Annotated in this window: 9 protein-coding genes; 6 read left to right on the forward strand and 3 right to left on the reverse strand. The window is 65.9% G+C overall.

Going from position 1 to position 25,019, the window contains the following annotated elements:
• Position 1 precedes the first annotated feature (1 nt).
• Positions 2-688: a TetR/AcrR family transcriptional regulator gene (locus ACQP0C_RS14100; RefSeq protein ID WP_433733365.1), complete on the forward strand. Its 687-nt coding sequence runs from the start codon at positions 2-4 to the stop codon at positions 686-688.
• A gap of 176 nt (positions 689-864) precedes the next feature.
• On the opposite strand, the gene ACQP0C_RS14105 is transcribed toward ACQP0C_RS14100, so the two are convergent.
• Positions 865-1,431 (reverse strand): YbhB/YbcL family Raf kinase inhibitor-like protein, encoded by a 567-nt coding sequence (locus tag ACQP0C_RS14105; protein WP_433733366.1) that lies wholly within the window; start codon positions 1,429-1,431, stop codon positions 865-867.
• A 184-nt stretch (positions 1,432-1,615) separates the two neighbouring features.
• Here ACQP0C_RS14105 and ACQP0C_RS14110 point away from each other — a divergent pair, with 184 nt between their 5' ends.
• The 5 genes from ACQP0C_RS14110 (at position 1,616) to ACQP0C_RS14130 (ending at position 6,292) form a co-directional block, all read left to right on the forward strand.
• Complete coding sequence (locus ACQP0C_RS14110) at positions 1,616-2,050, forward strand: MarR family winged helix-turn-helix transcriptional regulator (RefSeq protein WP_433733367.1); 435 nt, start codon at positions 1,616-1,618, stop codon at positions 2,048-2,050.
• Positions 2,051-2,261: 211 nt separating this feature from the next.
• Positions 2,262-3,128, forward strand: a complete 867-nt coding sequence (locus ACQP0C_RS14115) for a class II glutamine amidotransferase (protein WP_433733368.1) — start codon at positions 2,262-2,264, stop codon at positions 3,126-3,128.
• A 153-nt stretch (positions 3,129-3,281) separates the two neighbouring features.
• Entirely contained in the window at positions 3,282-4,169 is an 888-nt protein-coding gene (locus tag ACQP0C_RS14120; RefSeq protein ID WP_433733369.1) for an alpha/beta fold hydrolase, read from the forward strand.
• A gap of 178 nt (positions 4,170-4,347) precedes the next feature.
• Entirely contained in the window at positions 4,348-4,989 is a 642-nt protein-coding gene (locus ACQP0C_RS14125) for a formylglycine-generating enzyme family protein (RefSeq protein ID WP_433734542.1), read from the forward strand.
• Between the two features lie 220 nt (positions 4,990-5,209).
• Positions 5,210-6,292 carry an AraC family transcriptional regulator gene (locus tag ACQP0C_RS14130; RefSeq protein WP_433733370.1) on the forward strand — a complete coding sequence of 361 codons (1,083 nt, stop codon included), beginning with the start codon at positions 5,210-5,212 and terminating at the stop codon, positions 6,290-6,292.
• Positions 6,293-6,322: 30 nt separating this feature from the next.
• Here the strand turns inward: ACQP0C_RS14130 and ACQP0C_RS14135 are convergent, their stop codons facing one another.
• Complete coding sequence (locus ACQP0C_RS14135) at positions 6,323-6,892, reverse strand: DUF6875 domain-containing protein (RefSeq protein WP_433733371.1); 570 nt, start codon at positions 6,890-6,892, stop codon at positions 6,323-6,325.
• Between the two features lie 101 nt (positions 6,893-6,993).
• Positions 6,994-24,801, reverse strand: a complete 17,808-nt coding sequence (locus ACQP0C_RS14140) for an amino acid adenylation domain-containing protein (RefSeq protein ID WP_433733372.1) — start codon at positions 24,799-24,801, stop codon at positions 6,994-6,996.
• Between the last annotated feature and the right edge of the window lie 218 nt (positions 24,802-25,019).

Below are 25,019 nucleotides of genomic sequence, written 5' to 3' on the forward strand. Positions count from 1 at the left end.
GATGGCGAATGCGAAACAAGCAGCGTCCCATAAGAAGACGGCAGCCGATAAGCCCGGTGGACCGCAGCCCGTCAAGCGCAGATACGCCAAACGACTCCAGCCCGCCGACCGGCGCGAGCAACTGCTCGACGCGGCATTGGGCATTGTGGCCGAGGCGGGATTCACCAGCGTCAGTATCGCCGCCGTCGCCGAGCGCGGCGGCGTGACCAGACCGGTCGTCTACGACTCCTTCGGCAGCCGCGACGAACTGCTCGAGGAACTCATCGAACGCGAGACCGCCCGCATGGCCGCCGCCGTCGAACGTTCCGTCGCCCGCGATGCCACGACACCTGATTCGGGTTCTGCCACAACCGAAGAGCTGCCCGCGATGCTCGGACGCTTTCTGGCCGAGGTGCGTTCGATACCCGATACCTGGCGGCTGGTGTACTTCCCCATCGATGGGGTCCCGCCGGTGCTCCGGGAGAAGGTGGCCAAATCGCGCGACGAATTGCGCACACCGCTCGGGCATGCGGTCGGCCGGTGGCTGGCACAACAGCCCGATGCCGATCACGTGGATGCCGAGGTACTGACCCAGGTTGTGCAGGGCACCATCCAGACCGCGGCACGGCTGGTACTCGACGATCCCGAACAGTTCGACATCGACCGAATTCTGGCGCTGTTCGACTATCTGTTCCTGCGCGGGGTATAACCGGTGCCCTTGGCGTCGCCTACGGTGCGGCGCAGACCCGTTGCGGCCGTGGGTAACTCGCGCCGCACGATGGACGGCGGCCGCCGGGAACCGTCACCGCTCGGGTGAGGTCGGGCGCGACCGATATCTCGTGCTGTGCGAAATCCGTGGATGCCGCTCGACGGTGCCGCGCTCTGTCAGCGACGTTCGTAGAAGGCGTCGATGCGGGCTCGTGCGATGGACTGTCCGGCCTCGAGGATGGCGTGCGGTTTCGCCGACTCCACCGATTTTCCGCCCGCTGCGGTGATCGGCTCGGCCAGGGCGAACAGCTGGAAGACGTAGCGATGCGGGCCGTGTCCCTTGATCGGTGCCGGGCCGAGGTAGCCGCGGCCCCACCCCGAACGCAGTACCCGCACACCCGGCGCGGGATCGACGCCGGCGAGTGCGTCCTGCGGTATGCCCTTGACCGTGGGGTCCAGCAGGGCGACAGCGTGCACGAACGGCGCCTTCGTCGGTGCGTCGGGATCCTCGATGACCAGCAGCAGCTGAGCTGTCTGCGCGGGCGGCGGTGACCACGTCAACGCCGGAGAGCGATCCTGGCCGCCGACCCGTTTTCCGGCATGAATCGTGTTCAGGGGCGACTCGTGGTCGAAGTCCGGACTGGTCATCTGAAAGGTGTCGACCCCGGCCAGATTCGGCCGATGCCAGGCCAGGCCCTGGTCACCGGCGCGCCGGTTCGCGAGCAGCTTGCCGACAATGGACATTGCGATCTCCTTGGTGGACAGTCGATTCCAGGGCTTGCGATCGTGCACCGAACCGCACGGCGGCGGTGCGAACCGGCCCGCTCGCTACCAGGTCATCGGTCATTCGATGTCATCCTGGGTGTTCGATATGCGAACGAAACGATATACAGCCAGCCTGCGCAGTTTTGCTGTACTTTAGTGAACTGTGAGCGGCAAGACAAGCGACTACGAGACGATCGCTGAAGAACTTCAGTCGATAGTCGGCGCCCTGGTACGGAGCATGCGCTCGGCCTCTCCGGGGCGCGAGCTGTCGCTGTCGCAGGTGTCGGTCCTCAAACGCCTCGATCGGGACGGGCCCGCGACAGTCAGCGACTTGGCCCGCGCCGATAAGCTCCGCCACCAATCGGTCGCCGCTACGGTCGCCGCACTCGTCGACCGCGGACTGGTGCACCGCACCGTCGACAGCGAAGATCTGCGCCGCAAACTCTTGATCCTCACCGAGGACGGCCGCGCACTTCTCACCGAACGCCGCCTGGCTGGCCACGAGCACCTCGCCGAACTCATCGATGATCGACTCACCGCCGCCGAGCGCAAGCAGTTGGCGACGTCGCTGCCCCTGCTGCGGCGGCTACTGGACTGACTCCGCGAAGGCTGTCTCGCCCACGTCCCGTGCACCGAGCCTCGCGGCGTCGATCCGGGCGGGCAAGAAGCGGGAACCGATCTCCGACCCGCTTGTCTCCATGCTGGCCGAACACCGGCCGATTCGGTGGCGGATGGGCCCGCCAGCGGGATTGCGGACTACGATCGCAGGCAACTCATCAGCTACGGACAATGCCCCGGGCGGGAGTGCCATGTGTCGCTTGTTCGGTTTGTCGGCCGCACCGCGGCGGGTGCGGGCTACGTTCTGGTTGCTCGATGCCCCGGACAGTCTGTCGATACAGAGCAGACGTGAGCCCGATGGCGTGGGTCTGGGCACCTTCGCCACCGATGGGGCCGCGGTGGTGGAGAAGCAGCCGATCGCCGCATACGAGGATGTCCAATTCGGCCGGGAGGCGCGGGAACGGGAATCGACGACGTTCGTCGCGCACATTCGCTATGCCACCACCGGTGGTATGCAACCGCGCAACACGCACCCGTTCGAACAGCACGGCCGACTGTTCGCGCACAACGGTGTGCTGCACGGCCTCGATGAACTGGACTCCGAACTCGGTGCGTACCGCGCTCTGGTGCACGGCGATACGGACTCCGAACGGTTCTTCGCCCTCATCACCGAGCGCACCGATCGACATGGCGGCAACGTCACGGCGGGTATTACCGACGCGGTCCAGTGGATCGCGGACCGGCTGCCGGTCTACGCGCTCAATGTGGTGCTGACCACGGCGACGAGCCTGTGGGCACTGCGGTATCCCGACACACATGACCTTTTCGTCCTCGAACGCGCGGCAGGTGGACCACATGGCGGTCGGCATCTGGACCATGCCGGACGCACGGGAATCCGTGCGCGCAGTGGACACCTGAGCGAATTCCCGGCGGTCGTGGTGGCCAGCGAGCGCACGGACGAGGATCCCGGCTGGCGGGCGCTGGAACCCGGCGAGCTACTGCACGTCGACAACGGCCTGCGCATCCACTCGAGCACGGTCCTCGACACCCCGCCGCGCCATCTGCTGTCGTTGGCACAGCTCGACACCCGCGCGGCGGCGGCCCAATCGGGGCGATGATCGCACCACAGGTGTGGGGACAGTGCGCCCATTGTGGCGGCGACCGATCCGCGGTCGGGGCTTCGGCTATCAAATAGTTACTGGCAATGTGCCCCTCATCGTGTTCGCTGTCGTCCAGACTTGGTTGATGACGAAGGTGCGATCGGAGGCAGCGTGACCGGGGAAGGCGGCACACCGGCCCGGCCGAACTGGATACCGGAAAGTCTGTACCCGTATCCGAGTCATTTCGCCGAGATCGACGGTTCGCGCGTGCACTACCTCGACGAGGGCAGCGGACCGCCGCTGCTCCTGCTGCACGGCAACCCCACATGGTCGTTCCTCTACCGCGACATCATCGCCGGTCTGCGGGACCGGTTCCGCTGCGTCGCGGTGGACTATCCCGGCTTCGGGCTGTCCCGGGCGGCGCCCGGCTACCGCTTCACACCTGCCGAGCATGCACAGGTCGTCGCGGAACTGGTCACCCGGCTCGATCTACGCGATGCGATGCTCATGGTGCAGGACTGGGGCGGCCCGATCGGATTCGCCGTGGCCGGTCGGCACCCGGATCGCTTCACGTCCTTCGTCATCGGAAACACCTGGGCCTGGCCGAAATCCGATGTGACGACGCAGGCCTTCTCGCGGATTCTGGGCGGCCCGGTCGGCGGTTGGCTGATCCGGCAGCGCAACTTCTTCGTCGAGCGGATCATCCCCGTCGGCGTGCGCCGCAAGAAGCTGGACAAGGCGGTGCTCGACGCCTATCGCGGTCCCTTCCCGACGCCGGAATCGCGCGAACCCATCCATGTGTTCCCACGCGAAATTCTGGCCAGCCGAACGTTTCTCGCCGGTGTCGAGCGCGGCCTCGATGTGGTGCGAGACCGGCCCGCACTGATCGTGTGGGGCACCAAGGATGTCGCCTTCCGAGACCCCGAACGCCGTCATTGGGAGGAGTTGTTCGCCGACCATCGGACGGTTCTCCTCGACGGCGCGGGCCACTTCATCCAGGAGGACGCCGCTGACGAGATCGTCGCCGCGATCCGGGAGTGGCGTAGGAAAGGTCACTGACTCTCGGCATGATCTGCTCTCGCTCGGAGTTGAACGGCATGACCAGCAGACCGTCGGCGAGCCGAGCGGCCATGGTGGTCATGCGCGGGCCGAGCGCGCCGAATGGACGACGACCTCGATCGACGCCAGCGGTTTGCGGAGTGACTAGGATCGCCTACCTGTGCATTCGGAAATCGAGATGGTCGCGCTCCCGGCGGGGCGGGTGACACTGTCGGATCGGCGGACGCAGCGGAGTTGGCCGGTCGAGGTCGCCGGGTACGAGATCGCGGCGTTTTCGGTGACGCAGTCGCAGTACGCGCAGGTCACCGGTGCGCGGCCGAGCAGCGTTCGGGGTGATCGGCGGCCGGTCGAGGGCGTCTCGTGGTTCGATGCGATCGGGTTCTGCAATGGTCTGTCCACGCGTGCGGGTTTGCTGCCCGCGTACCGCGTGCACGATGACGAGGTCGAATGGGATGCCGCCGCGAACGGGTATCGGCTGCCGACCGAGGCCGAATGGGAGTATGCCTGCCGTGCCGGTACATCCGGACCTCGATATGGCGAGATCGACGAGATCGCTTGGTACCGGGGCAATTCCCAGGAACGCAGTCATGAGGTGGGTGGCAAACTGCCCAATGCGTGGGGGCTGTACGACATGCTCGGCAATGTCTGGGACTGGTGCTGGGATATCTACGATGCCGAGGTGTACGGCTCGTATCGAGTGTTGCGTGGGGGCGGGTGGTCCGACGAGAAGTGGAGCTGCCGGGCCTCGGTGCGGCGACGCAGCCATCCGACCTATCGGATCGATGATGTCGGATTCCGCGTCGCCCGTTCGATACCTTGACCGGACGCTCGGTCCGGCCGGTCGGACTGTGTTGTGCCGGTGCTCGTCGAGGAGGAATTTCGCGGCATTGCGCGCCCGGTATCCGATGGACTCGACTGCGCCGGGCCGGTCGATTTCCGTGGCGTAGTGCGTATACCGGATTCACGATTTTCCTGCGATACGGAAGGAATGATTGATATGTTCCGCCATGCAAGACCGGTTTCGACGAGGGTGCAGTTCGGTGTTCGATTGGGATCTGCTGCGCAGTACGTCCAGCGTGCATGTGCTGATGCAATTGGCGCAGGAGCGCGGAATGCCGTCGGAGGTCTGCCTGAAGGGCACGGCTCTGGTGCCCGAGGCGGTGACCGATCCCAATGCCGAGGTGACCGCGCGCCAAGAGGTGCGCGTCGTGCGGAATCTGCTGGCGGGATTCGGCGATGAGTCCGGTTTGGGAGTCGAGGCGGGAGGTCGCTATCACCTCTCGCTGTACGGGCCATGGGGTCTGGCACTGCTGAGCAGCCGAACGGTGCGCGAGGTGATCGAGGTGTCGCTGCGCTACCTCGACCTCGCCCTTGTCTTCGGCCACCTGACCTTCGAGGAGGGGGCGACCGAATCGCGGCTGATCTTCGACGACTCCGAGATTCCGGAGGATGTGCGCCCGTTCCTGACCGAACGCGTCATCACCGGCATCCACACCATCGGCCGGGAACTGTTGTCCGCGGGGGTGCCCGCCTCCCGGGTCAGCTTCCGGCACCCCGCTCCGGCGGATACGACGCGTTACCGCAATATATTCGGCGTCGAGCCGGTCTTCGGCGCCTCGGCCAATGAATTGGCCTTCGACAGTGCCCGTCTCGATGTCGCGCTGCCACAGGCCAACGAATGGGCGCGCGGCATAGGCGAACAGCTCTGCCGCGATCTGCTCACCGCGCGCCGCGCCCGCACCGGCGTCGCGGGTTCAGTACGTGATCGGCTGGTCCGCAATCCGGGCGAGATTCCGGATCAGATCGCTGTTGCCGCCGAGCTTTTCATGAGTCCGCGGACACTGTCGCGACGGCTGCGGGACGAGGGCACATCGTTTCGCCATCTGCTCGACGAGGTTCGGGAGATGATGTCGGAGGAGCTGTTGCACCACACCGATATGACCACCGAACAGGTGGCGGCGCGGCTCGGCTACGCGGAGGCGGCATCGTTCATTCGCGCGTTCCGGCGCTGGAAAGGCTGTCCGCCGCAAGTGTTTCGGGCACGTGGTGCGCGCACGGCCGCACCGATCAAGGTGGTGCCCAAGTTCGCGCTGGACCGGACCCATCTGGTCGGCGCTGGTTGACGGCTCGGTTGGCTTGTCCCGGAATCTATCTCAGTGAGTTTCGTCCGAGTGCTCGGTTGTCTGTACGAGTTTGTCGGACATGGTGCTGGTGATGAACTTGGGGATCGCGGGGGCGAAGAGCTTGAGGTAGGAGTCCATCCATTCGTGGCGGGTGGTGAGGAATGGGAAGTCGGTGGGGGCCATGTAGCGGACGGCGAGCATGGGCAGTGGCGCGTCGAGTGCGGGGAAGTCCGGGTTGTGCAGGCCCGCGACGGTGCATCCGGGATAGAACTGACCGAGCATCAGACCCTTTTCGACGAACCGAGACTTGTGTTCGATTTGCACCGCGTCGATGTCTTCGTATTCGGTGAGGTCCGGAAAGACCACCAGGACAGCCTTCAACTTGGACTCGGGTTCGTCCCGGGGCGGCAGGGCGGGGAACAGGTCGTACAGATCGTCGACAACTGCGGTCAGGACCTCGGCGTCGATGGAACTACCCTCGATGAATGCGGCCCACAGGAAGTGGTTTGTGATGGCGCGGCTGGTATAAGGACAGACCGGGCCGGTTCGGCCGAGGTCGGGGTGCGGCTGACACAGGTAATCGCGAGTCCACCTACGCAATTCGGCAGCACGGGGGTGCGTGGCGCTAGGAGTCGCTGGATCGGGAGCGAACAGGTTGACTGGCTCGACGCCGGAGCGAGACCCGACGATGCGGCAGGTGTTCATGATCGGCTTGTCCTTGAAGGGGGTGGGGACTCCGTTGGGATTGTGTGGGCTGAGCGGAAGTGCTCGGTGAGGACGAATCCGATCGCGCGCAGCGACTCGGGTTCGATCATCCGCTCGTGCCGGACCGCAATGGGGTGTTCGATGATCCGGCCGGTGATGAGGTCGTTCCAGGCGAGTGCCGGGGAGGAGCCTTCGTCTGTGTGGGCGGCGGCGCGGAAGTAGATCAGGTCACCGTCGAAGCGCGTCGGCCGATGATGCCGGGTGAGCTCGACGAGCCGGGTGTAGTCGTCGCGCAGGGTCACCAGATGCTCGGGGGTGACGGCGCTGAAGAGTCCGCCTTGCTGGTGCAGCAATTCGGCCGCGGCCTCGGCGGTGAGATCGGCGGTGTCCGTCGGCATCGCGATTCCGCCGAACTCGGCAAGCATCTGCGTGATCGTCGGGGTGGAAACGCGGACGGTGCTGGCGGTGACGACGCGGGTGTCCATCATGGCCAGGGTGGCGACGGACTCGCCGTCGCGTCGGAGTCGGGCCGCGATCGCGTGGGCGATGGTGCCGCCGAGTGAGTAGCCGAGCAGGTGGTACGGGCCGTGCGGCTGGATGGTGCGGATCTCGTGGACGTAGCGGGCGGCGAGTTCGTCGAGCGTCTCGAATTCGGCGGTGGCGTCGCTGAATGCCGGGGATTGCAGCCCGTACACGGGGCGGTCGGGATCGAGGTGCTGCACGAGTCCGCTGAAACCCCAAGCCAATCCGACGGCCGGGTGGACGCAGAACAGCGGCGGTTCGGTTCCGGCGGCACGCAGCGGGAGCACGACGGACACCGCGTCGCCGAGGTCCTGCTCATCGAGCCCATAGCGGCCGGCGTCGATGCGGTGGGCCAGCGACTCGGGTGTCGGATCGGTGAAGATCCACTGAACCGGCACGTTGACACCGGTCGACTCCGCCAGCCGCGCGACCAGCGTGGCCGCGGCGAGCGAGTTGCCGCCGAGGGTGAAGAAGCCGTCGTCGAGGCCGACTTGCTCGATGTCGAGGGTCTCGGCAAAGGCGTCGCAGACGGTGGCCTCGAGTGCGGTGGACGGCGGCCGGAACAGGGCAGGTCGCCACTCGGGTGTGGGCAGGGCTTTGTAATCGACTTTGCCGGTGGGGGTGAGCGGTATCCGGTCGACGGTGAGGATGGCGGTGGGGATCATATGGGTGGGTAGTCGCGCTGCCAGGTGGGCGGTCAGCCTCGCGGTGTCGGGCGTGGTGCCGGGAGCCGGCACGACGTAGCCGACGAGTTGATCGCTGCCATTGGGCCGCGCGTGGATCGTGACGGCGGCCTGGTCGATGTCGGGGTGGTCGCGCAGCGCGGCTTCGATGTCGCCGGGTTCGATGCGGTGGCCGTTGATCTTGAGCTGCAGGTCACTGCGACCGGAGAATCGCAGTGTTCGTTCGGTGGTCCAGGCGACGAGGTCGCCGGTCCGATACATGCGGGTTCCGGGCGGTCCGTAGGGGTCGGGGACGAATCGGGCCGCGGTGGTCGCGGGCTGCCGGTGGTAGCCGCGGGCGAGGCCCGGTCCGGCGACGTACAGTTCGCCGACTACTCCGACCGGGACGGGGCGCAATCTGCGGTCGAGTACGACGGCGGTGAATCCGAGCGTCGGCCCGCCGATGGTCATCGGGCCGCCCGTGGTTGTGGTCAAAGGAGCATGGCCGCAGCTGACGACTGTGGTTTCGGTAGCCCCGTAGCTGTTGAGCACCGTGCGGCCCGGCGTCCATTGCGCTGCCAGATCGGGTGGACACGTCTCGCCGCCGAGGATCAGGGTTTCGAGGGTGTCGACGGTGTCGGGGTGCAGTGCGGCGAGCATGGTGGGAGTGATGGCGGCATGGGTCACGTGTTCGGCAGTGATCAATTCGGTCAGCTCGGTGCCGACGGATACCGATGCGGGTGCGAGGACCAGGGTGGCGCCAGCGGCGGTCGCGCTGAGCCATTCGAGGATGGAGACGTCGAAGGTCGGCGAGGCGACGGCCAGCATCCGAGAAGCTGGGGTGAGGCCGTACCGCTCCCGTGTTTCGGCGGCCAGGTTCGCTATTCCGGTATGAGTGACCACGACACCCTTGGGGGTCCCGGTGGAACCGGAGGTGTAGATCAGGTAGGCCGGATGCTCCGGCCGCAGCGGGGTCGTGCGCTCGTGATCGTCGATCGCTGTGGGGGCGGCCGCCGCCGTCGTCGCGACGAAGGTGGGATCGTCGAGGGCGAGCCATTCGAGCCCGTCCGGCAGCCGGTCCCGGTAGGTATCGAGGGTCAGCCCGACGGCGGCACCGGAATCGGTGAGAATGCGGGTGACCCGGTCGCGCGGATGGGTGGGGTCGACTTGCACGAACGCGCCGCCGGTCTTGGCGACCGCCCACACGGCGATCATCGCGTCGATGCAGCGCGGCAACGCCACAGCAACGATCACTTCCGGTCCTATCCCCCTAGCGATGAATATCTGTGCCCACCGGTTGGAGGCTTCGTCGAGTTCGCGATACGACATCCTTACGCCGTCGCAGACCAGTGCTTCCGTGCCGGGCGTTGTCGTGGCCGCGTCCGCCAACACCTGCGGCAACGGCGACGTGACCGTGCCGGGTCGACCGCGGACGGGTACGAGTGTGGCCTGTTCGACGGGCGAGAGCAGTTCCAGTCGGGTGAGGGGGAGGTTGATGTGTGCGGCGATGGTGTGGAGCACGCGTAGCACTCGGTCGGCGAGGGCGTCGATGTGGTGGTGGTCGAAGAGTTCGGGCAGGTATTTGAAGGTCAACTTCAATTGTGTGTCGTGGTGGGCGATCAGGCCGAGTGGGTAGTGCGCGGCGTCTCGTCCCTGGACGTCGAGGACGTGCATTCCGGCGATGTCGGTGTCTTGGGACAGTCCGGCCGAGTCGACGGGGTAGGACTCGAAGACGGTCACGGTGTCGAACATCGCGCCGGGACCGGTCAGCTGTTGGATTTGGGCGAGTCCGAGGTGGTGATGGTCGAGCAGGGCAACCTGTTCGGTTTGGATCCGCCGCAATAGTTGGGCGAGGCTTTCGTGGTGGTCGAGTCGGACCCGGACGGGCACGGTGTTGACGAACAGCCCGACCATCGATTCGATGCCGGAGATGTGTGGGGGACGTCCGGAGACGGTGGTGCCGAAGACCACGTCTTCGCGGGCGGTCGCGTTGGCGAGCACGAGCGCCCACGCCGCCTGGATGACGGTGTTGAGCGTGGTTTCTTGTTGCTGGGCCGCGGTGACCAGCGCCGCGGTGTGAGTTTCGCTCAGCTGCACTTGGACCTCGCGCGGAGCGGTGGTGTTGCGGCGGGCGCGGTCGGCAGCAGCGAGCAGTGTCGGCGCGGTGATGCCGTCGAGTGCCCGCGTCCATGCGGCCTCGGCCGCGGCCTGATCCTGGGCCTTCAGCCACATCAGGTAGTCGCGGTAGGGACGCACCGAGGGCAGTGCCGCGGTGTCGCTGTCGGTGGCGTAGAGCACCAGCAGTTCCCGGACCAGCAGTGGTGTGGACCAGCCGTCGATGAGGATGTGATGCATGCTCAACAGCAGCCGGTACTGCTGGGGGGCGATGCCGATCAGGGTCAGGCGCAGCAGTGGTGCTGTGGTCATGTCGAATCGGCGGTCGGCGGTGGTGATCTGTTCGAGCGCGGCGGCGGTGTCGTCGTGCTCGGTCAGGTCGATCTCGGTGAACGGAACATCGACGGTGTGGGGTATCACCTGGACCGGTTCGCGGGCGCCGTCGCGCACGAACGCGGTGCGCAGGTTCGGGTGCCGTGCGAGCAGGGTTTGGGCGGCGCGGTGCAGTCGGTCCGCGTCGACGCGCCCGCCGAGTTCGATAGTGAGTTGCACGATGTAGGCGTCGATGGCGTCGGTGGCGAGTTGGGCGTGGAACAGCAGCCCGGCCTGTAGCGGTGTCAGCGGCCAGATGTCGTCGAGCGCCGGGTACCGGGCCTCGAGTCGGTCGATGGCGGGCTGGTCGAGGTCGACGAGGCCGACATCCGACGGTGTCAGCCCGCCGACACCGGGTCGGGCGGCGTGGGTGGCCAGCGCGGTGACCGCCTCGCGCCACAGTTCGGCGATCTCGGTGACCTCGATGGCGGTGAGTAGGCCGGTGGGGTAGTCCCAGGAGGCGCTCAGGGTGGGTCCGTCGGGGGTGTCGGTGGTGGCCGCGTTGATGGCGAGCACGGCCGCGGCGGCGGCGTCGGGGTTCTGGATGCCGCCGCCGTCGCTGTCGCCGCCGGCGGGCAGCCATCCGATCTCGCGCATCTGCGCGGGGATGGTGTCGAAACGACCGAGGTAGTTGAAGCTGACCTGCGGCTCGGGGAGCCCGCCCAGGACCGCGGCGGTGTCGGGGTTGAGGTAGCGCAGCAGCCCGTAGCCGATCCCCCGGTTGGGGACCTCGCGCAGTTGTTCCTTGACCGACTTGATCAGCGCTCCCGCGGCGGGACCGGTGGTGAACGCGTCGTCGATGTCGATACCGGACAGGTCCAGGCGCACCGGGTAGGTGGTGGTGAACCAGCCGACCGTGCGGGTGAGGTCCGCGCCCGGCAGCACCGCGTCGTGACGGCCGTGGCTTTCGAGAGTGAGCAGTGTTTCGGTGCTGTCGTGGCCGTGGCGGTGACGCCATCGGGTCAGTGCCAGCGCCAGCCCGGCGATCAGGGCATCATCGACACTGCCCCGGAAGGCTTGGGGCAGTGTGGTCAGCACCGCACGGGTCACCACGGTCGGCAGTGTCACCTCGACGGTGGCGACACTGGCCTGCACGTCCACGTCCGGGTCGAGCGGGCGGGCACCGATCATCGGGTCGACGGTATCGAGGGTGGATTGCCACCAGTCGAGCTCATCGAGGTGTTCGGCGGCGGTGCTCAGGCCGTGGGCCCAGCGTCGCATCGAGGTACCCACCGGCGCGAGCTGCGGTGGTTGCCCGGCACCGATCTGGGCCCACGCCGAAGCGAAGTCGGGAACCAGGATCCGCCACGACACCCCATCCACAACCAGGTGATGTACCAAAACGAGCAGCCGACCCGGCCGATCAGCCCAATCGAACCACACCAACTGCATCATCACCCCGGCTGCGGGATCCAAGCGCTCGGCCGCCGCATTCGCCTCCGCATCAACAATCACCGCGAAATCGGCACTGTCCGGCTCCACTGCCACCGACACCCGCCGGACCAGCCCCGCCGCACTCACACCGGCCGCGTTCACTCCGGCCGCGTTCACTCCGGCCGCGTTCACTCCGGCCGCGTTCACTCCGGCCGCGTTCACTTCGGTGGCGCCTACTCTGGTGGCTCCCACTCCGGTGGCGTTCACTTCGGTGGCGCCTACTCTGGTGGCTCCCACTCCGGTGGCGTTCACTTCGGTGGCGCCTACTCCGGTGGCTCCCACTCCGGTGGCGCTCACTTCGGTGGCGCCTACTCCGGTGGCTCCCACTTCGGTGGCGTTCACTTCGGTGGCGCCTACTCCGGTGGCTCCCACTTCGGTGGCGTTCACTTCGGTGGCGCCTACTCCGGTGGCTCCCACTTCGGTGGCGTTCACTTCGGTGGCGCCTACTCCGGTGGCTCCCACTCCGACGGCGCTCACTTCGATGGCGGTGACTTTGGTGGCGCTTACTTCGGTGGCGTTCACTTTGGTGGCGGTGACTTTGGTGGCGGTGACTTTGGTGGCGCCTACTCCGGTGGCTCCCACTCCGACGGCGCTCACTTCGATGGCGGTGACTTTGGTGGCGCTTACTTCGGTGGCGTTCACTTTGGTGGCGGTGACTTTGGTGGCGGTGACTTTGGTGGCGCCTACTCCGGCGGCGCTCACTTCGGTGGCGTTCACTTCGGTGGCTCCCACTTCGGTGGCGTTCACCTCGGTGGCTCCCACTTCGGTAGCGCTCACTGTGGTCGGCCGCACCTGTAGCGCCCATCCGGTCGCGTGTGTGGGGTCGGGATGGAGTTGGGCGCGCAGCATGTCGTGATGATCGATCACCGCTTGCACGGTGGCCTCGATTCCGGACCGGTCGATGCCGGTGGGCAGGGTGAGGGTGACCCACTGACAGAACCGGTCGAACCCGCCGCGTTCGAACATCCAACACATGATCGGCGTCAGCGCCACCGGCCCCACGCCGCCGCCGGGAAGCTCCGCCGGAACGGCGACCGCCGCCGCACTGTCCCCGACCGCGACCTGAGCCAAGCCAGCGACGGTCTTGCGTTCGAACACCTCCCGCGTGGAGAACACCACACCGGCTGCCCTGGCCCGGGTGACCAACTGGATCGACATGATGCTGTCGCCACCCAAGGCGAAGAACGAATCATCGAGACCGACCGTGTCGATGCCCAATATCTCGGCGAACAGTCCGGCCAGTGTCTTCTCCACATCGGTCACCGGCGCGCGGAATTCGGCTCGGCTCGCGGTGAAGTCCGGCTCGGGCAGTGCGGCGCGGTCGAGCTTGCCGCTTTGTGTCACCGGCAGCGTGTCGAGCACCATCACGGTCGCGGGCACCATGTGCGGGGCCAGTCGCTGTCCGGCGACTGCGAGGACCGTGGCGGGGTCGAGGTCGACGCCCGGCTCGGGCACCACGTATCCGATCAACCGATCACCGGTGGCGGTGCCATTGTGTACGGTCGCGACCGCGCGGGCGACTCCGGCGCAGGCCAGCAGGCCCGATTCGACCTCGCCGAGTTCGATGCGGAAACCGCGCAGCTTGACCTGGAAGTCGGCTCGACCCACATAGTCCAGTTCCAGATTCCCCTCCGGTTGCCGCAGCCACCGTGCCAGGTCACCGGTTCGATACATGCGCTGTCCGGGCTCGGCGAACGGATCGGCGACGAACCGCGCCGCCGTCAGGCTCAGTCGGTTGCGGTAACCACGAGCCAGACCCGGGCCCGTGAGATACAACTCGCCCACGACTCCGACGGGCACCGGCCGCAACCGGGCATCGAGCACAACCTGCCCCACCCCGCAGAGCGGTTCGCCGACCGTCACCGGCTGACCTGCCACCAGTGGCGCACTGGCGTCGGTCTGGATCGTCGCCTCCGCCGGACCGTAGGTGTTGAACAATCTCCGGCCCGGTGCCCACCGCGACACCAGGTCGGGTGGCGGCGCTTCGCCGCCGACCACGACGGTCTCCAGGCTCTCCAGCCCGGCTGGGTCGACCGTCGCCAACGCCGTCGGCGTCATCGCGACGTGGGTCACGCGCTCGTTCGATAGGAGCTGTGCCAGCTCGTTGCCGCCATAGACGGTCGGCGGCGCGATCACCAGCCGCCCACCGGAGGCGAACGCCCACAGCAGTTCCAGGACCGCCGCATCGAAACTCGGCGACGCGACATGCAGCACCCGCGCGCCGGGCTCGATGTCGAACCGCGAACGCTGCTCGGCCACCAGATCCGCCAACCCTCGGTGCGGCACCACCACGCCTTTGGGCACACCCGTCGAACCGGAGGTGTAGATCACGTACGCTGCCTGGTCGAGCCGGACCGGCCGCGTTCGCTCCGCATCGGTCACTGGTGCCGCCGATGCCTGCGCCACTTCGGCTTGGGCCGTGGCCTCGTCGAGGACCAGCCAGCGCACGAATCCGGGGAATCGATCGCGCCACTGCGACAGCGTGATCCCCACCCTCACACCGGAATCGGTGAGCATGTGCTCGATACGGCCGGTCGGATACTGCGGGTCCACCGGAACGAATGCCGCCCCCGACTTCGCCACCGCCCACACCGCGAGCACCGACTCGACCGACCGCGCCAACCCCACCGCAACACTTGCCTCCGGCCCCACCCCTTGATCGATCAGCAACCGCGCCAACCGATTCGACTCCGCATCGAGCTCACCGTAGCTCCACTGCCGATCCTCGTACACCACCGCGACCGCTCCCGGATCCCGCTCCACAGTCGCCGCCAACAGCTCCGGCAGTAGCCGCCCCGGCACTTCCGGGGAGCCCGAAACCGGTGTCAACTCACGGTATTCCGCGGGAGAGAGGAGGTTGAGCCGGGCCAGCGGCCGATCCGGGTCGGCGGCGATGATGCCGAGCACGCGCAGGACCCGCTGCAGGGTCGCCGTGACCGTGTCGTGGTCGAAGAGTTCCGGCAGGTACTTGATCGTCAGGTGCAGTCGGGTGTCGACCCGGGCGACCACGCCCAGCGGATAGTGTGCGCCGTCCACACCTGTGACGTCGACGACTCGCATGCCCGCGATATCGGTGTCGGCGGTCAGCCCGAAACGATCGATCGGGAAGGACTCGAACACTGTCATTGTGTCGAACACCGCTGCCGGCCCGGCTACCCGCTCGATTTCGGTGAGGCCGACGAACTGGTGATCGAGCAGAGCGGTCTGTTCGGCCTGGATCCGGTCGAGCAACTGCCCCAGGCTTTCGGCGGCATCGAGACGCACCCGCACCGGCAGCGTGTTGATGAACAGTCCGATCATCGATTCGATACCCGCGAGCTGCGGGGACCGCCCCGACACCGCGGCACCGAAGCTCACATCATCTTGGGAAGTCAACGAGCCCAACACAATCGCCCACGCCAACTGGATCACCGTGTTGAGCGTGACCCCACGGGCCCGGGCAAAGCTCGTCAGCGCCGCGGTCTGCTCCTCGGTCAAATCGGCGACCACATCGCGGGATTCGGTGTAGCGGCGGCCCGGATCGGCCTGCGCCACCAGAGTCGGCTCGGCGGCACCATCGAACGCAGCAGCCCACGCATCGAGCGCCGCAGGCAGATCCTGCCCCGCGATCCAGGCCAGGAAATCCCGATACGGGCGGACCTCGGGCAGGATCGTGGCATCGCCGTCGGTGGCGTAGAGCACCAGCAACTCCTTCAACAGCAGCGGCGTCGACCAGCCATCGAGCAACAGGTGATGATTGGTCAACACCAGCCGGAACTGCTGCGGCCCAGTGCTCACCAACATCCAACGCAGCAACGGCGCACGAGCCGGATCGAACCTGGTCACCCGATCCGCAGCCAGCAGCGCCTCCCACTCACGCTCACGCGCGTCCTCGTCGAGCCCGGACAGATCCACCTGCGACCAGCACGCCTCGACCTGCCCCTGAACCACCTGCACCGGCCCGGCACCGGTGGCATCGAAAGCGGTGCGCAGATTCGGATGACGGTCCAACACCACCTGTGCGGCTCGGCGTAGCCGCTCCGCATCGACCTGGCCACGCAGCTCGAGCACCAGCTGGGTCAGGTAGGCGTCCACCGACTCCTCCGACAGCAACGCGTGGAACAGCAACCCCTCCTGCAGCGGAGTCAACGGCCACACATCACTCAACGTCGGATACCTGTCCTCGAGCCGCTCGATCTCGGCCTGCCCCAGCCGGACCAGATCCAGATCCGAAGGCGTCCGCCCCCCACTCCCGCCACGGCGGGCATGAGCCGCCAACGCGGTCAACACCCCGCACCACGACTGCGCCACCGCAGACACCTCATCGGCGGTGAGCACGCCGTCGGGATAGGACCAGACGGCCCGCAACTGCGGTCCTTCGCCGTCATCGCGGGTATAGGCATTGATGTCGAGCACCGCCGCGACCGGCTTATCCGAATTCTGCGCACCGACGAGGTCGCCGCCGTCCACCGGCAGCCAGCCGACCGCCGATATCCCTTCGGGAATCCTCGTCGAGACGCGGCCGATGTAGTTGAATGCGATCTGCGGCGTCGGCAGCGCGCCGAGTGTCGGGCCGGTGTCCTCGTTGAGGTACCGCAGCAAGCCATAGCCGATCCCGTGATCCGGGACGGCGAGAAGCTGTTCCTTGACCGACTTGACCGCTGCACCCATAGCGGGCCCACCCGCGTATGCGTCGTCGAGATCGATGCCCGACAGATCCAAACGCACAGGAAAACTCGTGGCGAACCAGCCGACCGTCCGGGTCAGATCCGCGCCCGGAACGACGCCTTCCTCCCTACCGTGTCCTTCGAGATCGATCAGCACATCGGTGAGCTCGGCGGTCTCCGGCTGTCGGTCGCGCCGCCACTTCGTCACCGCCACCGCCAGCGCGGCCAGCAGGCCATCGCTCACCCCGCCGTGGAATGTCGCTGGCACCTTGGTCAATACCGCGTCGGTCACCTCAGGGGAGAGTTCGATCTCGACGGTCCGAGCAGTGGCGGCCACGTCGATCGCGGAATCCAGTGGCCGCGACCCGATCATCGGATCGGGCCCGTCGGCCATCGCTCGCCACAGCCCGAGTTCGGCTACCCGCTCCGGGTGTTGGGCCGCCTCGACCAGGCCATGCGCCCATCTGCGCATCGACGTCCCGACCGAACCCAGATCGGGAGGCGCGCCGGATTCGATCCGCGCCCACGCGACCGCGAGGTCGGGCACCAGCACTCGCCAGGAATCCCGATCGATCGCGGAATGATGCACCAGCACAAGGACCTTGCCCGGTTCCGCCGTGTGCACCGGATCGAACCAGACCACCTGCAGCACGATCCCGGCGTTCGGATCGAGCCGGTCGGCAGCCGAAGTCAACTCTTCCGCCGCCAACGTCCGGAATTCGGTGTCCGCTGGCATGGCTTGCATCGGCACCCGATGGATGACCTCGTCGGCGCGAACCGTGCCGACCGGCAGCACATCCCACATCCAGCGTCCGTCGTCGTCCGGGCACAGCCGTGCGCGCAGCATGTCGTGCCGATCGAGGACCGCCTGCACGGTGTCGGCCAGCCGCTGCCGGTCGATTCCCATCGGCAGATTCAGCATCATCGCCTGTGAGAAGCGGCCGATCTCCGACTCGGACCGTGCGAGCAGCCGTCGCATGATCGGCGTCAGCGGTACCGGTCCTACGCCCGCGCCGGGCAGTTCCGACAGCACAGAGCCTGCGCTGCCATCGACCGCGACCTCGGCAAGCCCGGCGACCGTCTTCCGTTCGAACACATCGCGTGCGGAGAACGCCACACCGGCTGCCCTGGCCCGAGTCACCAACTGGATCGACATGATGCTGTCGCCGCCCAAGGCGAAGAACGAATCATCGAGACCGACAGTGTCGGCGCCGAGTACGTCGGCGAAGACTCCAGCGATGATGTGTTCGATCGGTGTCTGCGGTGCTCGGAAGGGTTTGGTGTCGGTGAATACCGGTTTGGGTAGTGCTTTTCGGTCGAGTTTGCCGACTGGTGTGAGTGGGATGTGGTCCAGGGCCGTGATCGAGGCGGGGATCATGTAGGACGGTAGGTGGTCGGTGAGGTATTCGGTGAGGGTTGTGGTGTTGATGGTGTGGTTTGGGGTGGGGACGACGTAGGAGATCAGTGTTTGGGTTCCGGTGTCGTTGTGGTGGCCGATGGTGGTGGCGTAGGCGACGGTTTCGTGGTTGGTGAGTGTGGTGTCGATTTCGCCGAGTTCGATGCGGAGGCCGCGGATTTTGACCTGGAAGTCGGATCGGCCGAGGTGTTGGATGGTGGTGTTGTTGGTCCAGCGGACGATGTCGCCGGTGCGGTACATGCGTTGGCCGGGTAGCCAGGGGCAGGCTATGAAACGTTCGGCGGTGGTGGCTGTTCGGTGGTGGTATCCGCGGGCGAGGAGGTCACCTGCGATGTACAGCTCACCGGCCACACCATCGGGAACCGGTTGCAGTCGCTGGTCGAGGATCCATGCCGAGACCCCGCGGATCGGGCGGCCGATCGTGACCAGGTCTCCGGCCGTCAAGAGGGTCCGTGTCGCGGTGACGGTGGTTTCGGTTGGACCGTAGTCGTTCAACAGCTTTCGCTCGCTGCCCCAGCGTTCGACCAAGTCGCTGCCGTAGTTCTCACCACCGACGACCAGGTTGTCCAAATCCGGTAGTGGCCAGCGGGTGTCGTCGATCGTGGACAGAGCCGAGGGAGTGATGAGCAGGTGGCTGATGTGTTCGCGGTCGAGTAGTTCGGCGAGTTCATCCCCGCCGTAGATGTCGTTGGGTGCGATGACCATGGTCGCGCCAGCGGGCAGGGGTAACAGCATTTCCAGTACTGATACGTCGAAGCTCGGTGAAGCCAGATGCAGTGTGCGGGAGTTGGGTTCGACGCCTATGACATCTTGGTTCGCGGTGGCGCAGTTGCCGAGTCCGCGGTGGGTGACCGCGACACCTTTGGGTAGTCCGGTCGATCCGGAGGTGTAGATGACGTAGGCGATGTCGTCGATCCGCAGCGGACGAACCCGGTCGCAGTCGGTGATCGGACTGCTGTCGGCCTCGTCGAGGTCGTCGAATGTCAACCAATCGGTGTCATCGGGTAGTCGCTCGTGTACCGACGCGGTCGTAATGCCGATGGCCGCTTCGGAATCGGTCATCATGTGGGTGATGCGTTCGGTCGGATAGGTCGGGTCGATCGGGAGGAAGGCGGCTCCTGATTTCGCGACGGCCCATAGCGCGAGTACCGAGTCGGCTGATCGTGGGATGCTGATGGCGACAATGTCTTCGGGTCCGATGCCGTGTTGGATGAGCTGTCGCGCCAGTTGGTTGGAGCGTTTGTCGAGTTGTTGGTAGCTCAGTTGTTGTCCGTTGCACACGATCGCGGTGGCGTCGGGGTCGTATGTGGCTGCTGCGGTGAGCAGTTGGGGCAGTGTGGTGGGCGGTGTCGAAGGTGCGCCGGTGCGGGTCAGTAGGTCGGTTCGTTCGGCGGGTTCGAGGATGTCGATCGCTGCGACCGCAGTGGTTGGATCGGTGGTTATTGATTCCAGGATCCGAATCCATCGGTGCGCAAGGGAATCGATTGTCGCGGCGTCGAACAGGTCGGTGGCATAGGTGACCGCGACGGTCATATCACCGCTGTCATGGTTTTCCGACAGGATGAACTGCAGATCGAACCGGGATACCTCGTTGGGCAGGTCGACCACCGATAGCTCGAGATCGGGGAGTCGCAGCGTTACCGGTTCCAGGTTCTGGAATGCCAGCATCACCTGGAACAGCGGGTGTCGTGCCTGGGAGCGCTGTACAACGAGCTTGTCCACCACCTGTTCGAACGGAACGTCGGCGTGTTCGAAGGCGTCCAGATCGGCTTGTTTGATCCGGCCGAGCAGATCGGTGAACGATTCAGCGGGATCGATCTCGGTCCGCAACACCAGGGTATTGACGAACATGCCGATCATGTCGTCGAGTGCGGCCACACCGCGCCCGGCGATCGGTGTGCCGATCGGAATGTCGGTGGTACCGCTCAACCGGGCGAGCAGGACCGCCAACGCGCCATGGATCGCCATGAACAGCGACGAATTATGCTGGCGCGCAAACTGTTCCAATGCCCGTACCAATTCGGCAGGCACCGAGTAGTTGACAGTGGCGCCGCGGTTCGACATCACCACCGGCCGCGGCCTGTCGAACGGCAGACGAAGCTCCTCGGCAACGCCGTCTAGAGCCTCGGTCCAGTATCGGATCTGCTGGGCGGACAGCGATTCCGGATCATCGGGCGCGCCGAGGGTGGCCTGTTGCCACAGTGCGTAGTCCGCGTACTGGACCGGCAGCGGTGTCCACGCCGGGGGCGCCCCGTGGATCCGTGCGGCATAGGCAGTCGCCACATCACGGGCCAACGGCGTCAGGGAGAAGCCATCGGCGGCGATGTGGTGCACCACGACGGCCAGGACGTATTCCGGCTGCTCGCCGCCGACAATGCGGAACAGCTGGGCACGTGCGGGTGGCTGGGTGGTCACATCGAAGCCTTCGGCGACGAATTCGGTTACCGTCGAAACCAACTGGCTCGGCGCGACCGGCGCCACGATCAGTTCGCGGTCCACATTCTCGACCGGCTCGATCAGCTGGATCAGCATTCCGTCGTGATCCGGATACCGCGTTCGCAATGACTCGTGCCTACCCAGCACGTCGAGGACCGCTGCGTGCAGGGCGTCGACGTTCAATGCGCCGCGCAGCCGGATAGCGATCGGCATGTTGTACGCACCCGATGCGGTGTCGTACTGGTTGAAGAACCACATCCGTTGTTGGGCTGGCGCCAACGGCACAAGATCGGGCCGCGGCCCGGCGACCAGCGGTGGGCGACGTCGTCCCGTACCGGCATGCCGATCGATGCGGGTGGCGAGTTCCGCGACCGTGGACGCCTCGAACAGCAGCCGCACCGGGATCTCGGCATCGAATGCGGCCCCCAGTCGCGCCGCGACCCTGGTCGCGACCAAGCTGTCGCCGCCCAGGGCGAAGAACGAATCATCAAGACCGATCGTGTCGATACCCAACACGTCGATGAACGCTCGGGCGATCGTGTGTTCGGTTGGTGTGTGGGGTGCTCGGAAGGGTTTGGTGTCGGTGAATACCGGTTTGGGTAGTGCTTTTCGGTCGAGTTTGCCGACTGGTGTGAGTGGGATGTGGTCCAGGGCCGTGATCGAGGCGGGGATCATGTAGGACGGTAGGTGGTCGGTGAGGTATTCGGTGAGGGTTGTGGTGTTGATGGTGTGGTTTGGGGTGGGGACGACGTAGGAGATCAGTGTTTGGGTTCCGGTGTCGTTGTGGTGGCCGATGGTGGTGGCGTAGGCGACGGTTTCGTGGTTGGTGAGTGTGGTGTCGATTTCGCCGAGTTCGATGCGGAGGCCGCGGATTTTGACCTGGAAGTCGGATCGGCCGAGGTGTTGGATGGTGGTGTTGTTGGTCCAGCGGACGATGTCGCCGGTGCGGTACATGCGTTGGCCGGGTAGCCAGGGGCAGGCTATGAAACGTTCGGCGGTGGTGGCTGTTCGGTGGTGGTATCCGCGGGCGAGGAGGTCACCTGCGATGTACAACTCACCGGCCACCCCAACCGGAACCGGTTGCAGCCGTTGATCCAACACCCATGTCGAGGCACCGGGCATCGGCCTACCGATCGTGACCAACTCACCCACTGCCAGCGAGGCGTTCAGGGTCGCGGAGATGGTGGTTTCGGTTGGTCCGTATTCGTTGAGCACGACGCGGTCGCCGCCCCAGCGTTCGACCAACTCGCTGCCGTAGTCCTCGCCGCCGACCATCAGATACTTCAGATCCGGTAGCGGCCAGCGGGTGTGATCGATGGTGGACAGTACCGACGGTGAGATGAGGAGGTGGCTGATGTGTTCGCGGTCGAGTAGTTCGGCGAGTTCATCCCCGCCGTAGATGTCGTTGGGTGCGATGACCATGGTCGCGCCAGCCGCGAGCGGAATCAGCAACTCGAGTACCGATACATCGAAGCTGGGTGATGCCAGATGTAGCGCGCGAGAGCTGGGCTCGACGCCCATGGCAACCCGGTGTTCTGCGGCGCAGTTGCCGAGTCCGCGGTGGGTGACCGCGACACCTTTGGGTAGTCCGGTCGATCCGGAGGTGTAGATGACGTAGGCGATGTCGTCGATCCGCAGCGGACGAACCCGGTCGCTGTCGGTGATCGGACGACTGTCGTCGGTGTTGGGCTGGTCGCCGGACGTGTCGAGTCCGTCCGGTATCAGCCAGTCCATGTTGTCGGGTAATTGTGGGCGTACCGTTGTCACGGTCAGGCCGATGGCCGCTTCGGAATCGGTCATCATGTGGGTGATGCGTTCGGTCGGATAGGTCGGGTCGATCGGGAGGAAGGCGGCTCCCGACTTTGCGACGGCCCATAGCGCGAGTACCGAGTCGGCTGATCGTGGGATGCTGATGGCGACAATGTCTTCGGGTCCGATGCCGTGTTGGATGAGCTGTCGCGCCAGTTGGTTGGAGCGTTTGTCGAGTTGTTGGTAGCTCAGTTGTTGTCCGTTGCACACGATCGCGGTGGCGTCGGGGTCGTATGTGGCTGCTGCGGTGAGCAGTTGGGGCAGTGTGGTGGGCGGTGTCGAAGGTGCGCCGGTGCGGGTCAGTAGGTCGGTTCGTTCGGCGGGTTCGAGGATGTCGATCGCTGCGACCGCAGTGGTTGGATCGGTGGTTATTGATTCCAGGATCCGAATCCATCGGTGCGCAAGGGAATCGATTGTCGCGGCGTCGAACAGGTCGGTGGCATAGGTGACCGCGACGGTCATATCACCGCTGTCATGGTCGGCCGACACCAGGAACCGCAGATCGAAGCGCGACGCCGCTTCGGACAGATCGACCACCGACGACTCGAGATCGGACGGATTCGGCAGCGCCAACATCACCTGAAACAGCGGATACCGGGACTGACGCCGCTTCGCAACGAGTTCGTCCAGCATCTGTTCGAACGGAATGTCGGCATGCTGGAAGGCGTCCAGATCGGCCTGTTCGACGCGATGGAGCAGGTCCGTGAGGGATTCATCGAGATCGATCTCGGTCCGCAGCACCACGGTGTCGGCGAACTCGTCGGCGACACCGTCGATCGCGGCCACAGCGCGGCCGGTGGTCGGTGTGCCGATCGGAATGTCGGTGGTGCCGCTCAATCGGGCGAGCAGGACCGCCAACGCGCCATGGATCGCCGTGAACAGCGACGAATTATGTTGCTGCGCAAACCGTTCCAATGCCGCAACCAGATCGGCACGCAACGCATAACTCGCGGTGGCGCCTCCATTCGACGGTACCGCAGACCGCGGCCGGTCGAAAGGCAGACGCAACTCCTCGGGCAGGTTCGCGAGCGTGGCCCGCCAGAACGCCAGGTTCGCACGGCGGCGCTTGATCCGGGCGCCGTCGCGGGCGCTTGCGGGGTGCACCTGCTCGAGCGCAGTGTCCGGCGCGGCCGCGAACGCGTCGAGGAACTCCATGAATCTGGTGCAGTGCGCCGAGAGTTCGGAGTCGGTATAGAGGTTGGGATTGGCCAGGAAGTGCAGGATCGTCCGCGGCGGCTCCCCGGTTTGATACAGGTCGATCAGCAGATCGTCGACCGGCCCCGAACTGAGGATATGGAACTCCCCGGCCACCGATCCGAGTCGGAATTCCTGGTGGAAGAACATGACATTCACCACCGGGCCCGCGAAGCGCCGCTGTCCGCCGTTGTATCCGGCGGCGGTGCGAATGTCGGTCAGGCCGTACCGCTGGTGCCGCAACGCCCCCACCAGATCGGACTGCACCCGCCGCGTCAGTGCCGCGACGGTGTCGCCCGAATCGAGGGTGAGCGCAAGCGGAGCGACATTGACGAACACCCCGCCGGACCGTCGCAGTACCGCATTCGTGCGACCCGATACGGGAATGTTGACCATGACGTCGTCTCGGCCGGTCATGCGGGCCAGATAGCAGCCGAATGCGGCGATCACCACCGCGGCCGGGCTCGCGTTCAACGCTTCCGCGGCATGCTCGATCCGCCGCACCATCGTCGGCGACAGTTCGGCGGTTGCGTTCCTGCTGTCCGCGCGCGCAGGTGCGTGCCCGTCGACCAGACTGGACTCGTCCCCGGCGTCGGCGAGCTTCTGCAGCCAATATTCCTGATCGTCGGTGAACCGCTTCGACTCCCGGTAGTTTCGGTCGGCGTCGTAGAGGGCGCGCACATCCGCCGCCCGGTACGGCTCTGCCGTGCGGCCCTGCACCGCCGCCGTGTAGAGCGCCGCGATGCGGTTCATGGTCATCATTCCGCCGTAGCCGTCCATGGCGACGTGGTGGATTCGGCTGTACAGCAGGTAATGCTGGTCCCCGACCTGCACAACCGCCGATCCGAACAACCGGTCCCGCGTCATGTCGAGCGGCCTGGTGTAGTCCCGACGCATCCACTCCAAGCCCGCCGCGAGGGGATCGGGTTCGCCGCGCACGTCGATCACCGGACTCGACGACTCGAGCGACGGGTCGAACACCTGGTACGGCTCGCCGTCGATCTCTACCAGCCGCAGGTATCCGGACTGGAGCTCGCGGCCTGCTCGAATCGAGGCCTCGCGCAGCAACTCGACGTCGAGATCTCCACGCAAGTCGATGTACTGTGCCTCGGAAATCGGCACATCCGGACTCAATTTCTGTGCCAGCCACAACCCCCGCTGCCCGGCCGACAGCGGCACACGCGATATCGCTGACACGTCCGGCTCGGTATCTTCGCTCGGTCCCCACCCGGGATGGAGCTGTGTCGGCGGAACGGTCATTGAACTTTCCTCTATCCCGACCACGGCCAGTCTAAGCCGGATAGTTCGTGGATGTATACCCCGGTTTCGATGTCCGCACCGTGAAATTATCGTCAAATTCGGAAGGGGGCGCGCGGTGATCTTGATCAATCCCTCGAGAGCGTTGCGATGCAACA

It is taken from the genome of Nocardia sp. CA-129566, assembly GCF_050956075.1.
Taxonomy (GTDB): Bacteria; Actinomycetota; Actinomycetes; order Mycobacteriales; family Mycobacteriaceae; genus Nocardia.

What these genes read in the sequence shown, in the direction of transcription:
- ACQP0C_RS14100 (WP_433733365.1), top strand. Translation starts at nt 2, where the DNA reads ATGGCGAATGCGAAACAAGCAGCGTCCCATAAGAAGACGGCAGCCGAT.
- ACQP0C_RS14105 (WP_433733366.1), bottom strand. Translation starts at nt 1,431, where the DNA reads ATGTCCATTGTCGGCAAGCTGCTCGCGAACCGGCGCGCCGGTGACCAG.
- ACQP0C_RS14115 (WP_433733368.1), top strand. Translation starts at nt 2,262, where the DNA reads ATGTGTCGCTTGTTCGGTTTGTCGGCCGCACCGCGGCGGGTGCGGGCT.
- ACQP0C_RS14125 (WP_433734542.1), top strand. Translation starts at nt 4,348, where the DNA reads ATGGTCGCGCTCCCGGCGGGGCGGGTGACACTGTCGGATCGGCGGACG.